Source organism: Paenibacillus sp. Z6-24, assembly GCF_054161335.1.
In genome coordinates, this window is the sequence record NZ_CP096398.1 from 4,660,051 (window position 1) to 4,675,465 (window position 15,415).

The 15,415-nt window shown below is 50.3% G+C and carries 13 protein-coding genes and 1 riboswitch; of the genes, 7 read left to right on the forward strand and 6 right to left on the reverse strand.

Annotated elements, in window-relative coordinates; translation table 11 throughout:
* Window positions 1-189 precede the first annotated feature (189 nt).
* A complete protein-coding gene (locus M1D61_RS20190; protein ID WP_458120350.1) occupies window positions 190-1,344 on the forward strand; it encodes a mannitol-1-phosphate 5-dehydrogenase in 1,155 nt (384 codons plus the stop codon).
* A gap of 111 nt (window positions 1,345-1,455) precedes the next feature.
* On the opposite strand, the gene M1D61_RS20195 is transcribed toward M1D61_RS20190, so the two are convergent.
* The 5 genes from M1D61_RS20195 to M1D61_RS20215 all read right to left on the reverse strand — a co-directional run bounded on the left by M1D61_RS20195 (window position 1,456) and on the right by M1D61_RS20215 (window position 6,771).
* The gene (locus tag M1D61_RS20195; RefSeq protein ID WP_458120351.1) at window positions 1,456-2,481 is read right to left on the reverse strand and encodes an EAL domain-containing protein; all 1,026 of its coding nucleotides are present in this window, start codon (window positions 2,479-2,481) and stop codon (window positions 1,456-1,458) included.
* A gap of 186 nt (window positions 2,482-2,667) precedes the next feature.
* The gene (locus tag M1D61_RS20200; protein WP_458120352.1) at window positions 2,668-2,940 is read right to left on the reverse strand and encodes a hypothetical protein; all 273 of its coding nucleotides are present in this window, start codon (window positions 2,938-2,940) and stop codon (window positions 2,668-2,670) included.
* A gap of 246 nt (window positions 2,941-3,186) precedes the next feature.
* Window positions 3,187-5,487 (reverse strand): bifunctional 2',3'-cyclic-nucleotide 2'-phosphodiesterase/3'-nucleotidase, encoded by a 2,301-nt coding sequence (locus M1D61_RS20205; protein WP_458120353.1) that lies wholly within the window; start codon window positions 5,485-5,487, stop codon window positions 3,187-3,189.
* A 393-nt stretch (window positions 5,488-5,880) separates the two neighbouring features.
* The gene (locus M1D61_RS20210; protein WP_046213760.1) at window positions 5,881-6,069 is read right to left on the reverse strand and encodes an aspartyl-phosphate phosphatase Spo0E family protein; all 189 of its coding nucleotides are present in this window, start codon (window positions 6,067-6,069) and stop codon (window positions 5,881-5,883) included.
* Between the two features lie 285 nt (window positions 6,070-6,354).
* Window positions 6,355-6,771, reverse strand: a complete 417-nt coding sequence (locus tag M1D61_RS20215) for a pyridoxamine 5'-phosphate oxidase family protein (RefSeq protein ID WP_458120354.1) — start codon at window positions 6,769-6,771, stop codon at window positions 6,355-6,357.
* A 215-nt stretch (window positions 6,772-6,986) separates the two neighbouring features.
* Window positions 6,987-7,095: riboswitch (TPP riboswitch) on the forward strand.
* An 87-nt stretch (window positions 7,096-7,182) separates the two neighbouring features.
* On the opposite strand from M1D61_RS20215, the gene M1D61_RS20220 reads away from it, so the two are divergent.
* The 5 genes from M1D61_RS20220 (at window position 7,183) to M1D61_RS20240 (ending at window position 11,156) form a co-directional block, all read left to right on the forward strand.
* A complete protein-coding gene (locus tag M1D61_RS20220; protein WP_458120355.1) occupies window positions 7,183-8,232 on the forward strand; it encodes an ABC transporter substrate-binding protein in 1,050 nt (349 codons plus the stop codon).
* A 126-nt stretch (window positions 8,233-8,358) separates the two neighbouring features.
* Window positions 8,359-8,649 carry a thiamine-binding protein gene (locus tag M1D61_RS20225; RefSeq protein ID WP_046213763.1) on the forward strand — a complete coding sequence of 97 codons (291 nt, stop codon included), beginning with the start codon at window positions 8,359-8,361 and terminating at the stop codon, window positions 8,647-8,649.
* On the forward strand, window positions 8,649-9,443 hold the full coding sequence (locus M1D61_RS20230) for an ABC transporter permease (RefSeq protein ID WP_458120356.1): 795 nt from the start codon (window positions 8,649-8,651) through the stop codon (window positions 9,441-9,443). The genes M1D61_RS20225 and M1D61_RS20230 overlap by 1 nt, the downstream gene beginning before the upstream one ends.
* A 31-nt stretch (window positions 9,444-9,474) precedes the next feature.
* A complete protein-coding gene (locus M1D61_RS20235) occupies window positions 9,475-10,293 on the forward strand; it encodes an ABC transporter ATP-binding protein (protein WP_458122570.1) in 819 nt (272 codons plus the stop codon).
* A complete protein-coding gene (locus M1D61_RS20240) occupies window positions 10,290-11,156 on the forward strand; it encodes a TatD family hydrolase (protein ID WP_458120357.1) in 867 nt (288 codons plus the stop codon). Before M1D61_RS20235 ends, M1D61_RS20240 begins: the two co-directional genes overlap by 4 nt.
* A gap of 141 nt (window positions 11,157-11,297) precedes the next feature.
* On the opposite strand, the gene M1D61_RS20245 is transcribed toward M1D61_RS20240, so the two are convergent.
* On the reverse strand, window positions 11,298-13,478 hold the full coding sequence (locus M1D61_RS20245) for a response regulator (RefSeq protein WP_458120358.1): 2,181 nt from the start codon (window positions 13,476-13,478) through the stop codon (window positions 11,298-11,300).
* A 497-nt stretch (window positions 13,479-13,975) separates the two neighbouring features.
* Here M1D61_RS20245 and M1D61_RS20250 point away from each other — a divergent pair, with 497 nt between their 5' ends.
* Window positions 13,976-15,403: an MDR family MFS transporter gene (locus M1D61_RS20250; protein ID WP_458120359.1), complete on the forward strand. Its 1,428-nt coding sequence runs from the start codon at window positions 13,976-13,978 to the stop codon at window positions 15,401-15,403.
* The last annotated feature ends 12 nt before the right edge of the window (window positions 15,404-15,415 follow it).

Genomic DNA, 15,415 nt, shown 5'->3' on the forward strand with positions numbered 1-15,415 from the left:
TGGTTAAATCAGCAGCGAATCAACTGCTGATTTAACCTGTTTATCCATATTCTTGCCCGTAGACGATACGTGTACGGGCACCCATTTACGGTTGCTGCCCTTATGGCAATGATTCATGAAAGCCAATATTCGGCTGTCTGAATATTCCTGCAAACCGGCAGCAAGCCTATACTTACGGAGGTGCAAGTTATGAAAAAAGCAATTCAGTTTGGTGCAGGCAATATCGGTCGCGGATTTATCGGAGCTTTGCTGGCAAATGCCGGTTACCATGTCGTATTCGCAGATGTGAATGAACAGATGATCCAGGAACTGAACGAGAAAAAGAGCTACCAGATCCACATTCTCGATCTGGAAAAAAGCGTCGAGACGATTACCAACGTCTCCGGCTGCATGTCCAATGGCCCGGAAATCGTCGACGAGATCGCCAGTGCCGAGATCATCACAACTGCAGTAGGACCGAATGTGCTCAAATTCATCGCACCTACAATTGCCCAGGGTATCGAAGCCCGTCGTGCAGCTGGTGCAGGTCCGCTGAATGTTATCGCCTGCGAGAACATGGTTGGTGCGACCAGCCATCTGCAGGAGCAGGTGGAGATCCATCTGTCCGAAGAAGGCAAAGCGTATGCGCGTGAGCATGTCGGATTTGCCAACTGTTCCGTCGACCGGATCGTGCCTCCTTTCCAGGGTGAGAACCTGCTGGATGTAGGTGTGGAAGCTTTCCATGAGTGGATCGTCGAAGAACCGAAGCTCAAAGGCGGCACGCCGCAGATCGACGGCATGAAGCTGACCGACAACCTGGTCGCTTATGTACAGCGCAAGCTGTTCACCCTGAACACCGGTCATGCGATCACTGCTTATCTGGGCTTCCTGAAAGGCATCGAGACGATTGACCAGAGCATCCAGGATGATTCCGTACGCGCGATTGCACGCCCGGCGATGGAAGAAAGCGGCGCTGCCCTGGTGCAAAAATACGGATTCGATGCGGCAGAACATGCCAAATACATCGACAAAATCGAGACTCGCTTCAAAAACCCGTATATCCGTGATGAAGTCATCCGCGTCGGTCGTGAGCCGCTGCGCAAGCTGGGTCCTGCCGACCGTCTGATCGGACCGGCCAATATGGCTGCCGAGCTGGGATTGGGCCGCGATCACCTGCTGCAGGGTGCAGCCGCCGCTTTCCTGTACGACAATAGCAACGATCCACAGTCTGCCGAATTGCAGGGTCGTATCCAGGCCGATGACATTGGACCTGTCGTGAGTGATGTGACCGGGTTTGCCAAGGACAGCGAGGATTACAACAAGATTATGGCTGCTTACGAAGAGTTCAAAAGTCTGAAAGCTTAAGTTAGACGGATGCGCTGCCCTCGTTCCGAAAAGAGATTCTGCCGGGTTATTGTTCAATAGATACAACAAAAGCCCCTAAGTCATTAGGGGCTTCTTTTTTATATATACAATTTACATGACTGTAAACGGACGCTCTGCAGGTTTGCCAAACAGATATCCCTGTGCCAGATTGATACCGATACTGCGACAGAATTCGAATTCTTCGCGGCGTTCAATACCCTCCGCCAATACATGGCTGCCGATATCCCAGGTACGTTCGGCAATATTGCGGATATCCCGCTGCTTCTGCTCGTCCCGGTCGCAGCCGTCGATCAGGCCGCGGTCGATTTTGACGTAATCGGGCTTGAGCTTGCCGATCAGCTCGGGCAGGGAATAGCCGGAGCCCACATCATCGAGTGCCACGTTGATACCGTTGCTCCGGTAGACATCGAAGATATCCTGCAGCTTGGGCATTTCCATAATATTCTCGGTCTCCACAACCTCAAACACAAAATCCTGCGGATTCAGCTTCAGGCGCTCAATCGCCGCAAAGGTATGACTAAGGCAGTATTTGGGATTATAGATGGACGACGGTAAAAAGTTAATAAACCGCTTCACACCGGATGGCAGATGCAGCGCGCTCGTCTCGATTGCCGAGATGCGGGCTGCCCGGTCCAAGAAGGAGTGAAGACCCGTACGATGAGCTACTTCGAACAGCTGATACGGCTGGAAACCCGGTCCATCCGGAATCGGACGCAGCAGGAACTCATAAGCGATGATTTGCTCCTGTTCATTCACGATTGGCTGCATATGGCTGGTAAACTGCTTTTGACGGATAATCTCTACAATATCGTAGTTCTGCAGACGTGTGATCAGCATAGACAACGGAAACCAGGCTGGTTCGCCACCAATATCGTCCATGCCAAGAATTCCGATCGACAGTTTATTTTCTTCGACATCACGCAGCTCTCTGACCCATTTCAAAATATCCAGCATCTGCTCTCGTGAATGATAGGAGATCGAACCAATATCTTCTACTATATAAAAGTCATAAGACTGCTGCCTGATTAACTGCTCAAGGGAAGGGGAGAGCGGGCGCAATGACACCGTGCCTTGATCTTCAATCGGTTGAATAAAACTGCATCCGCTACAATTCATGGGGGTCCTCCCTGTTACTAAAATACAATATCATTATGTTTACGTTTTAGATCCCTATATATATCGACCGGTACAATCCTCATCGTAATACTATTCTTTGCTCTTAATGTAAAAGATTGCGGAAATAACAAAAAGACCGCAGTTAAACGTCTACGCTCTCCATAATTACCAAAGCCTCTTCTTTCTCTACCTTCTAAAATGCTTGTACAGTCTCAAGCAGACCAGAGACACACCATATAGGAGCGCAGCATCCAACAGAAATGCTAGCAGATCCATACGATAGGCAGAAAGCAGATTACGCTGCCCCTCTATCTCATAAATAGTCATAAAAGAGAGCGGAAATCCTATCTGAATCCCTATGTTATCACCCGGCTCAAAAGGCAGCACATACGACAAGATGACGACCAGCCACGCAGACAGATTAATCAGCTTCCAATTGATCCCAATTGTTGGTTTCATGACACTCCGCCTTCCTCGTTTCTTTATCCCTGTTAATATATCTCTATCTATAATACACATATGGGTAATTTATATAATTTTATCCAATCACATTAGCTTGTAAAAAGCAAACTAACGAGAGTATTTTCGATACGACACAGCAATTTGGAGCGTAGCAGCATCCGAAGATTCAGCAAATAAAAGGCTGCCGGAAGATCCGACAGCCTTTTACTGTAGTACATACAATGCATAACTGGATGCGTTCGATTAGCTCGCTGGAATCTCCAGTACGTCGCCTACCTGCAGACCGGTAGGGTCGGTGATTTTGTTGTACTTGGCGAGTTCCTGCCAAGTCACACCGTATTGAAGACTGATGCGATAGAGGTTGTCGCCTTTTTGGATTGTATACGTACCTTCTTCTGCAGTCGCTGCCGGAACGGGCTTGGCCGGCTTGGTTGGCACAGCAGGTTTCGCTGGCTTCGCAGGTTTGGTCGCTGCTGGAGCTGCCGGTTTAGCCGGTTTGTCCTTGGCAGGAGCTGCTGGCTTGGTGCCTGCTGCTGGGGATGCTGCTTTGGACAGATCCAGTGTATAATTGGCGAATCCATCGGTGCCTTCGCCTGCATAAGCAATCTGCTCACTGCTGCCGCCTGCCGTCAGAGACGGTGCTGCTTTCAGGGCATCCTGTGCTTTTGGTGAAGAGGTGAATGTTACTTTGGCATTGCCTTTGACCGGAGCCAGGGACCAGTTGCCGTCCGCGGTCGGGTTGATTGTACCGTTCTCACGGATGTAATCGATAATTACCTGACGGTTCTCATCCGGAGCAGCCAGTACGATGCGTTTGCCATCAGGGTTCGCCAGCTTGGATGAAGAAGCACGATAGTTATTGGTCGCTACGATAAATTCCTGCTTGGGATCGATCGGCTTGCCATTGTACTGCAGGTTGACGATACGGTTGGCGGACTCGTTAACGAGTGTGCCTTTGGCATCGTATTTCTGCGGCTGGGTCACGTCGATCTGATAGGTTACACCATCAATAACGTCAAAGTTATACGTCGGGAAATCCATGTTGATCAGCGGCTGCTCGCCGGATTTGGATGGATCGATCTGGTTGAACTGTCCTGCAGACCATTCCAGCCAGTTTTTCACTTCTGCGCCATTTACTTTTACGGCATAGACAGTGTTTGGATATACATACAGGTCGGATACGTTTTTGATAGCAATCGTTCCTGCAGCAATATCAGTGTAATACGCCGGGCCAGAGCGTCCGCCTGCCTTGAATGGTGCACCTGCAGACAGAATAGGCAGATCTTCCACTTCTGTACCTTTCAGCTTTTGCTCCAGATACCATTTTTGTGCATTGGTTACGATCTGTATCGAAGGATCATCCTGTACCAGTGCAAAATAGCTCGTAATGCGGGAAGAGGTCTCGCCTACAGGTCCGCGCACATAATTGATGGTAGCCTGATGCTCTTTGTAGACAGCATCTACCACAGATTGGTCTACTTCAGCCAGCACTTTTTTGGCTGCTTTATCATAGACAGGACGAGCTGCTACCTGAGAGTCGGTAACTTCCCAATCCTCTCCTGTCTGCTTCAGTTCCAGATCGATGACGCCGAGATGGTCACCCCAGAATCCAGGCTCTACTGCCGGAACACCGTTAATTGTTCCTTTTTCCAGATCTACACCGGTTTTGCCTGTAAAGTCAGTACCCGGGAAGACTTTGTGTGCATGGCCGAACATGATGGCATCAATATCCGGCACCTGGCTGAGATAAAGTACCGCGTTCTCCATCATATTGGTTTGCGGAGCATCATCATAGCCGGTATGGGCAGCTGCAATAATAATGTCTGCACCTTTTTCTTTCATTTCCGGCACGAATTTTTTGGCAGTCTCCACAATATCCTTGGTGATGACCTTGCCGTTCAGGTGGCCGCCATCCCACTGCATGATTTGCGGAGTGACCAGACCGAGTACGCCTACTTTGAGCGTGTGTTTTGCTCCGGCTTCGTCGGTTACTTCTTTATCCAGAATAACGTACGGTGTAAAGTAGTTTTCGGTACCTTCACCGTTTCCGTTGTCTTTATAAATATTAGCGTTCACATAAGGGAACTTGGCACCTTTTACAGCCTGATTCAGAAAATCGAGTCCATAGTTAAACTCATGGTTACCATAGGTTGCTGCATCAAAACCGAGCGGATTCATGGCTTCATAAATCGGATGGGTCGCATTTTGAGCGAGCGGTTCGATTTTGGCTACATAATCACCCAGCGGTGTGCCTTGCAGCAGATCACCATTATCGATCAATACACTGTTCGCAGCTTCGGCGCGCGCCGCTTTAATCAGCGTTGCCGTCTTGGCGAAACCGTATTCATCCGTAGGTTTGTCTGAATAGTAATCATAGTTCACCATATTCGTGTGCAGGTCAGTTGTCTCCATCAGACGAAGCTTAACCGTTGTACCTGCAGTAGTTGTATCCGCCGCAAATGCCGGCATAGCCGTGATGCCAAACAGGTGCAGCGCTGCAATCGCCGCTACTGTTTTCTTGAGTGTCTTTTTCCCCAGATTCAAAATCAAAACCCCTCCCGAATATATTCAGCACATATACGTTCTCTGATTCTTTCAGTATAAACGCTTACACTCATCTATGTATAAAGCATATGTAAAGCGGGTGTGAAATTGATTTACGGATTTACACTACTATTTACATATTGCTGAAATAAAATGAGAGTGTAGACGCATAAAAGAGCAAAGCATATAGTGACATGATAGAATCTTATACTATCAATTGATATATTTGAAGGGATATTTGATTCATTTTTACGATTTTTACTAAATTAGTTACAAAAAAGACGTATATATAACATATATACGTCAGATATTATTCGTTTTTTTATCCAAATCCAGCAAACCAAAACAAAGGACATGCTGCTCTCTGTGATGTATGACGGCTTATATATATCCTTATTGACTCATACCGGTTGCAGGTTGATTCCCTTTGCGGTGTTTATGCTGTAAATAAGAGTCCAGAATACGATCCAGCTGTTCGGACTGGTCGATCACCCGGTGATCGCGGATTCCGTGCTCTTCGGCCATCTGGTTCAATATGCGGCGTTCCTGTTCAATCTGCTGCTCGATCTTTTTTAGGTCCAAGGAAAGCACCTCCTGTAGATTACCCCTTTCACTTCTTGCAATTACCTTATATTTGAAATAGATAAAATTTGTAGTAATACATTGTTTATACCCTAAATTCATGCTGTTGATCAAGTTTCTAGGGTCCCTATTTTATCCTTTTATTGGAAGCAAAAAATGACAAAAAATCCGGTGCCGATTCTGTAGTATGCCTGCGCATTTTACAAAATTCGTCACCGGATTATACAATCTTATGCTGAATCACTTGTTACAGGAATGCTGTCAGGTATTCGACGGAAAGGCGACTTAGCTGTTCCAGGTCTGTTTCTGACCTTCTTTGTCGGTATACTCAATCGTCTGTGGTGTAATATCAAGTACCACATAGTCGGGATCATCCGGTCCGGAGAACCAGTTTTTGAATTCGTCTTTCCAGACGCGCTGCTTCAGCTCGTCATTCGTGGACACGGCACAGGTCGCTTCGATCTCAACCACTTCGTTATTGCCGCCTTTTTCATAACCAAGCAGCAGATAGCAGTTCGGGTTCTGTTCCAGTTCATCCACTTTTTGTGTTTTGCGGTCTGTTGCCAGATGAATGTTCAGACCTTCATTATATACGGCCATATAGCGCACCTTTGGTTTATTGTTCTCCACTGTGCCAAATGCACAAAAACGGTTCTCTTCCAGTGCTTTAACGATAGATTGTTCTACTGGTGTTTGACTCATGATCAAGCTCCTTCCGCGATATGGACTTGGATAATTCAACACGCCTGTACTGCATGGCGCTGAATTTTAGATAGTACTTAACTTTGAGTGCCTATACTGGATACTTACCCGGTCAGCAAGAAGCTGAACCTTCCCGGCCTGTTCCACCTTTCCCGGATGCCTCTCTTGCTGGACAGCAGGCAGGCACTCGTCTATAATTACAGCTAGAAAAAGCGCATACGATCTGGGGGAGCTGGGCTAGCCGGCTGAGAGTGTATTCGACCAATACAGACCCTTTACCTGATCTGGATAATGCCAGCGTAGGAAGCGAATCAAGCATTGTATGTGTCTCATACGATATGCACCTATGACGTCCCGATCCGGGGCGCTTTTTTTATATCTTTTTATATAGAAGGAAGAAGGGGTAACGAAATGAACAGACACTGGAACAAGCTTCTGCCGCTATTGGCGGTATGCCTGCTGCTTATCACGGCAGGATGCGGAGGTCAGAGCGGAAGCAGCAGTCCGGCAGCCGGCGGTCAGGACACCGCAGGCACGAGCGGCAGCGCACTTAAGGATGTACAGGTCGTGCTGGACTGGACACCGAATACGAACCATACCGGTCTCTATGTCGCCCAGCAGATGGGTTACTACAAGGATGCCGGATTAAATGTAGAGATTATTGCGCCGGGACAGGGCGGTGCAGATACGATGGTCGCCTCGGGCAAAGTGCCATTTGGCATCAGCTATCAGGAGAGCGTGACCCAGGCCCGTGTGCAGGGTGTACCGCTCGTCTCCATTGCAGCCGTGATTCAGCATAACACTTCCGGTTTTGCTTCGCCGGTCGACCGCGGAATCAAGACGCCCAAGGATATGGAAGGCAAATCTTATGGCGCATGGGGCTCACCGGTTGAGGAAGCGGTTATGAAATCGATCATGACGACTGACGGCGGGGATGTAACCAAGGTGAAAAGCGTCAATATCGGGGACGCCGACTTTTTCACAGCGGTTAAAAAAGGCATCGACTTTGCCTGGATCTTCTACGGCTGGACCGGCGTGGAGGCCGAACTGCGCGGAGAGCCGCTCAACATGATGTACGTCAAGGATTATTCACCGAATCTGGACTATTACACACCGGTCATCGTGACCAACGAGAAGCAGATTCAGCAGGACCCCGATCTGGTCAAGGCATTCATGGCAGCAACCGCCAAGGGCTATGAATATACAATCGCCAATCCGGACAAAGCCGCAGATATTCTGATCCAGGCGGTACCGGATCTGGACCCTGAACTGGTCCAAGCCAGCCAGAAGTGGCTGTCACCCAAATATCAGGATGATGCCAAACAGTGGGGCATGCAGAAGCCTGAGATCTGGTCCGGTTATGCCGACTGGATGTATGAACAGGGTCTGCTCGACGACAAGCTGGATGCTTCCAAGGCATTTACCAACGACTATCTGCCTGCAGCAGACAGTAGTAAATAAGAAGCAAAATCAAGCAGTACGGCTCCCGGGCGCTGAATCGCCGGCCGTATCGCTGCCGGTATCATTAATTTATTTTGCCTGATCGAATTCAATACTACAGTCATTCTACCAGGAGGTTATTAAATCATGGCTACGACACTACTGAGCATTCAGGTCATTCCGAAGACCGTTAATAATGAAAATTCCTATGATTACGTCGATGCCGCGATTGCGGTCATTCAGGCTTCCGGACTGAAATATGAAGTGCATCCGCTGGAGACGACGCTGGAAGGCGAACTTCCGCAGCTGCTGGAGGTTGTACAGAAGATGCATGAGGCGCTGGTGGAAAAGGGCAGCCCGAGTATCATTTCCCAGATCAAAATCGCACATAATCCATCCGGCATCAGCATGGACGGATTAACGGAGAAATACCGCTAATGTCCATCAGAGCATGGTGGAAAGGCATATGGCCGCCCTTTGGGGCGGTCGTTTTGTTACTGGTGCTATGGCAGATGGCTACCTCCCTTTTCCAGATTGAGGACTGGATTCTGCCAAGTCCCGCCCGGATCGCCCGGGAAGCGGAGAAAAGCTACGTCAGTCTGCTCGGGCATACATGGGCGACGCTGAAGCTGACACTGGCCGGATTCGGCATCGGGGCAGCGACCGGATTGATCGTCGCCGGTGTGCTGCACTATATTCCGTTTCTGCGACGGGCCCTCTATCCGCTGCTGATCCTGAGCCAGAATATTCCACTGATCGCCCTCGGGCCGCTGCTCATTATCTGGTTCGGATTCGGGCTATTGTCCAAGCTGATCGTGATTGTGCTGGTCTGCTTTTTCCCGATTACGGTGGCTGCACTTGGCGGGCTCGCCGGGACCGACCGTACGATGATGAATTATATGCAGATGATCGGCGCGACGCGGGGCCAGATTTTCTGGAAGCTGGAACTGCCCTACAGTCTGCCGTCGATCTTTTCCGGACTCAAGATCGCCGCTACCTACAGCATCATGGGCGCGATTATCGCGGAATGGATCAGCAGCAGCGAAGGTCTTGGCTATTATATGCTGCTGCAGCAGTCTGCCTTCCGCACCGACCGCATGTTTGTTGCGATCATGATCGTGATCGCCTTTAGCTTGATCATGTTCTCGCTGATCGTGCTGCTGGAGAAATGGTGTGTACGCTGGCAAAATGGCAGTAGCGCCATTAGTAAAGGAGGAACCGATCGTGTCTGAACAACCCGGCCTAGCAATCACAACAGGAGAAATGGCGGAGCAGGAGAAAAATGTCTCTGCTGCCGACTCCCCGACAATTCGCACTCCCTTCCTGGAGCTGCGCGGAATCAGCAAGTCCTTTGCCCAGGGAAAACAGCAGCTGCAGGTGATGGAAAATATCTCGCTGACCGTGCATGAAGGTGAATTTGTATCGGTGATCGGACCTTCCGGTTCCGGCAAAAGCACACTGCTGCAGATGATCGGCGGCGTCATGCTGCCGGATCAAGGCGATATTATGCTGCAGGGGCAGCGGATTAACGGACTCAAAGGCAAAGCCGGCTATATGCCGCAGCAGCCTGCCCTGCTGCCCTGGCGGACGATCGAGAAGAATGTGATCCTCGCTCGCGAGACAGCCGGGTTGCCGCGTCAGGAATCACTGAATCTGGCTCGTACATGGCTGGATAAAGTGGGCCTGGGCGAATTCGCGCGTGCCTATCCGCATACCCTGTCCGGCGGCATGCAGCAGCGGGTTGCCTTTTTGCGGGCACTGCTCGGACCGCAGTCACTGCTCTGTCTGGATGAGCCGTTCAGCGCACTGGACGCTTTTACCCGCAGCGAGATGCAGTCCTGGCTGCTGCGGATCTGGGAGGAGAACCGGCGGTCGGTCGTCTTTATTACGCATCATATCGAAGAGGCACTGCTGCTCTCGGATACGATCTACGTGCTGTCCAGCCGTCCGGCTCATGTGATGCAGAAGGTCAACGTGCCTTTTCCAAGACCACGGCGTGAGGAACTGACGGATACGCCGGAATTTATCACGCTGCGCAGACAGCTGACCGAAGCGCTGCGAGCGGAGTTGAATGTGCGATGAGCGATTCTATTTTTCTTTCCCCTCTCCATGCTCATCGGCTGGCGGAAAAGCAGGTTCCGCAGCAGCGACTGTCTCCGTTGATCGATAGTCATATTCATCTCGACCAGTATGGGGATGACGAGATACAGCAGATGATGCAGGGCCTGCCGGAGCATCAGGTAGAGTCGGTCGTTGCTGTCTCGATGAACATGGATTCCTGTCAGCGGACCCGTCAGCTCGCCCGGCGTTATCCGGGCTTCGTGCATTCTGCGTATGGATATCATCCCGAGCAGCCGCTTCCTGATGATCAGCAGACACTGGAGCTGCTGGAATGGATAGAATCCCGCATCGATAGTGCTGTGGCAGTCGGCGAGATCGGGCTGCCCTATTACCGTCGTCAAGAGCTGGCCGGGCAGGGTCAAGCACTGGACGAAGATGGATATATCCGGCTGCTGGAACAGTATATGCAGCTGGCTGCCCGGCATGACAAGCCGGTGGTACTCCATGCCGTCTATGAGGACGCCGATACGGTCTGCCAGCTGCTGGAGCAGTATCGTATCCAGCGGGCGCATTTCCACTGGTTCAAGGGCTCCGAAGCCACGATCAAGCAGATGGTACGGCGAGGATATCATATTTCCTTTACACCGGATATTGTGTATGAACCGGAGATCCGCCGACTGGCCGCACTTTATCCGCGTGAGCTGGTGATGGCCGAGACGGATGGCCCCTGGCCGTTTGAAGAACCTTTTGCCGGGCAGTCTACTCATCCGCGCATGACTGCAGACGTATGCCGGACATGGGCAGAGATCCAGGGATTGAGCGAACGGGAAGCGCGGCAGATTCTGTATACTAATACATGTGCCTTTTACCGGATCAATCAATGATGTATCCATGATTCGCTCAGTACAAAATGCAGAGAGATTTCTGTTCATGCAAAAAAAGCCTGATCCGTATAGAAGGATGGATTCCTTCATGCAGATCAGGCTTTTATTTGTATATTGACATCCGGAGGCTTCTCAAAAGCCCTAACCATCACTCTTCATCGAAGGTATCGGGCTCAGCCATACGAGCAGCATCGAGAACAGCTGCTCCATCTGCAGCGGCTTGCTGAGATAATCGGAGGCTCCTGCCTGCAGGCAGCGCTGACGGTCATCCTTCATCGCTTTGGCGGTCAGGGCGATAATCGGCAGGTCTTTCCATTGCGGCTGACTGCGGATATTCTCCATCGTCTTGTAGCCGTCCATGATCGGCATCATAATATCCATCAGAACCAGATCCGGCTGGCCCTGCTCCATCATTTCCAGTGCTTCCTTGCCGTTGTAGGCACTCATGACTTCCACGCCTTTGGATTTGAGGGCACCTTCCAGAGCGAAAATATTACGGAAGTCATCATCGACTACCAGTACTTTTTTGCCCTGCAGTACTTTCAGCTCCTCCGGCAGACCGGCGGGCACGGAAGATGCCGTTTCCGGGCTGTTCGGTGTAGTGTCTTCGGGCATCGAAGGAATATACAGTGTAAATGTACTTCCCTGGCCCACTTCACTCTCCACCGTAATAAAGCCGCCCAGCAATTGCGAAAACTCGCGGCAAATCGATAATCCTAATCCGGTTCCGCCATAATCACGATCCGTACGGGCACCGTCCGCCTGACGGAATGCTTCAAAAACAACCTGCTGCTTGTCCGCCGCGATGCCAATCCCGGTATCGGTTACCGAGATGGCGAGCATGCTCTCCGCGTCTTCCGGCAGGCTGTAACCCTCCGCCAGCTTGGCTTTGTCTGCTGGAGCAATCCGCAGTTGTACTGTGCCCTCGCTCGTGAACTTGAATGCATTGGAGAGCAGATTTTTGAGGATTTGCTGCAGTCTTTTGCCATCCGTATAAAAAGTGGGCGGTGCATCATCATCGACTTCATTGTAGAACTCTAGATTTTTCTGTTCAGCCAGTTTGTTGAAGTTATAACCCATTACTTCCGGAATATCATGGATGGAAATGAGTTCACGCTGTACTTCCACCATGCCCGCTTCCACTTTGGACAGATCCAGAATATCGTCAATCAGTGCCAGCAGATCCTGGGCAGAGCGGTTAATGATATGGCCATACCCAGGCATCTCATCTTTGTCATCCCTCGGCTGACTCTCGGCAATCAGCTGGGATAGGATCAGAATGCTGTTCATCGGTGTACGCAGCTCATGTGACATATTGGCCAGAAATTCGGTCTTGTAGCTCGAACTGAGCTTGAGCTGTTCGGCATACAATTCCAGTTCCTGCCGGGTCGTTTCCAGTTCCTGCGCTTTGTTCTCCGCAAAACTTGTACGTTCCCGCAGCTGCTCGTTGGTCGTCTGCAGTTCTTCCTGCTGTACCTGCAGTTCTTCCTGCTGGGTCTGCAGCTCTTCCTGCTGCATCTGCAGTTCCTTATTCATCATACTGCTGTTGCGCAGCAGTTCTTCGACCTGCATCCGGTTCTCGATATTGCTGATAATCGCCCCAAAGCTGCTGCAGATCTGATCAATCAGCTGACAGTGACGCGATGCAAACTTCGACGCCGCTCCAAGCTCCAGTACCGCTACCGTACGTCCGGCAAAGATAATCGGTGTTACGACGATCTGCTGGGGAATGCTGTAGCCAAGTCCCGTCTGAATGCGAATCGGATGGTCTTCATCGGCTGTCAGCGTATGTGCCTTTTGCTCCATCGCTGCACGTCCGATGACGCCCTCTCCGGGATTGAATCCAGGAACGGTACCCGACATTTCTCCATAGGCGCCATACGAATACTCAAGTTGAAACTGGTCTCCCTTGACCTCTGGATGGACATAATAGAATAATCCATACGAAGCTTCCAGCAGAGGAACGATTCTCGTCAGCAGCTTTTCCGCCAGTTCGGGAGTATTATTGATTTCCTGATATACATTTCCGATCTGGGCCAGCTGTGTCTGCACCCAGTTCGTATCTTCCATCCGGGAAGCAGCTTCCTGCATTTTGCGGTTATACTCTACCAGCGCCATGGACATGGTGTTGAATGCCTGTGCAATATTCGCTACTTCATCTTTGCCTTTGATCTCCAAGTAAGGAATCTCGTGAATCTTGTCAAAATTCACATTGGTGATGACATGTGTCACCTTTTGAAGGCGGCCTGTCGTCCGGCGAATCGTCCAGAGTGAAATGATGATACCTGCCAGCAGCAGGATAAAGGAGAGCATTCCTGTCATCACCCATCGTTCCGACATCAAGGTATATTGTAAAAAGAACCCTTCTATAATAATAAATAGGATTGCCAGCATTAGCATAAAACTAAACCCAATAATCTGTTGGTGTTTATAATTCATAAATATTGCATTCTTCCTCTCTCTTGATGTAGGCGAGATTATAGCAGAAACGCTGGCTGAATATACTCTCAATGATACGTGAACATTGGTACTTTGTCTGTAGAAACTTGGACTTATTTTCATCTAATAGTAAATGGTATTTTGCTTACGAAAACAAAACGCCATAATTTCGTTAGTGAAAGCAATCCATTTCGTGCTGTACTTGAGGGATTAGCTGTCGCATAGAGATTCCAATCGGTCACTCTGCTGACTCATTGTTACATGAACTCTTCCGTTTTCCCCTTGACGCATCTCTTTGTTCCGGTATACGATTTGGAATGCTTCATGACCGGATACGCAGTGTAATTGTATCCGTATAGCCTATTTGCACGGAGTCATATATGGCAATACTGAAACTCAAGCAGGAAGAAGGAATCATACGTATGTCCAAGCAAACCAACCGGGCAATGGTAACGGTCGGACTACTGGCTGCACTCTTCATCGGGGCGCTGGATTCGACGGTTGTCAGCACGGCTTCACCACGTATTATCGACTCACTGGGTGGTCTCAGCCTGATCAGCTGGATCTTTTCCATTTATACATTGACGACCTGTATCGCTACACCGATCTTTGGCAAGCTGGGCGACCTGTACGGACGCAAGCTGGTGTTCGCGATCGGACTCGGATTATTCATCCTCGGTTCGGTATTGTGCGGATTCGCCGGTTCCATGACCGAATTGATCTGGTACCGGGCGCTGCAGGGCATTGGTGCAGGTGCACTTACACCGGTTACCTTTACCATTGTCGGCGATCTGTATCCGGGCAAGGAACGGGCCAAAGTACAGGGGATTTTCTCCTCTGTGTGGTCAATTGCCGGATTATTCGGGCCGCTCGTCGGCGGTTACTTCGTCGATTATATCTCCTGGCGCTGGATTTTCTTTATTAATCTGCCGGTTGGCGTTATCGCAATTCTATTTATCTTTATGTACTATCATGAATCGTTTGAGAAGCAGCAAAAGGCGATTGATTATGCCGGTGCACTCACTTTTACCATCGGGATGACCGCGCTGCTGCTGGCATTGCTGACCGGAGGCGAGGAGTATGCATGGACGTCGCCCATTATTATCGGCCTGTTTGTTGTTACGATAATCTTCCTCGGGCTGTTCCTGCGGATTGAAAAACGAGCGCAGGAGCCGATGCTTCCCCTGTCGCTGTTCCGTACCAGCGTGCTGACGGTTCCTTACATTCTGGCCTTTACTACCCGTTGGACGGTGATGGGGGTTACCGTATACTGTGCGCTATGGCTGCAGGATGTGTCGGGATACAGTGCGACTTTTGCCGGTCTGGCACTGATGCCAATGTCGATCGCCTGGCCGATCGCTTCCACGCTGTCGGGGCGACTAATGTACAAGCTGGGCGCCAAATCGCTGATTATTTTCGGTTCGGCACTGGCGGTTATCGGTAGTCTGCTGGTCGCTGTAATGGACTCCGGTTCGCCTTATCTCATTATTGTCGCCTCGTTGGTATTGATCGGATTTGGCATGGGCTGTATCGTAACTCCGTCCATGGTCATTATTCAGGGCGCAGTAGGCTTCCAGATGCGCAGTGTGGCGACGTCCACCAATACGCTGATGAACTCGCTCGGACAGACCGTCAGCGTCGCAGTATTCGGACTCGTATTCAACGCGTTCGTTACCCACGGTACAGCGAGCGAGCTGGCGCTTGGCATTCATTATGTATTTATCCTGATGCTCGCAGTGGCTGTCCTGAATCTGCTGGTCGCCCTGTTCCTGCCGCCAAGCAGCAGGCTGCTGAATCATCAGCAGTAACACATCCGGGCT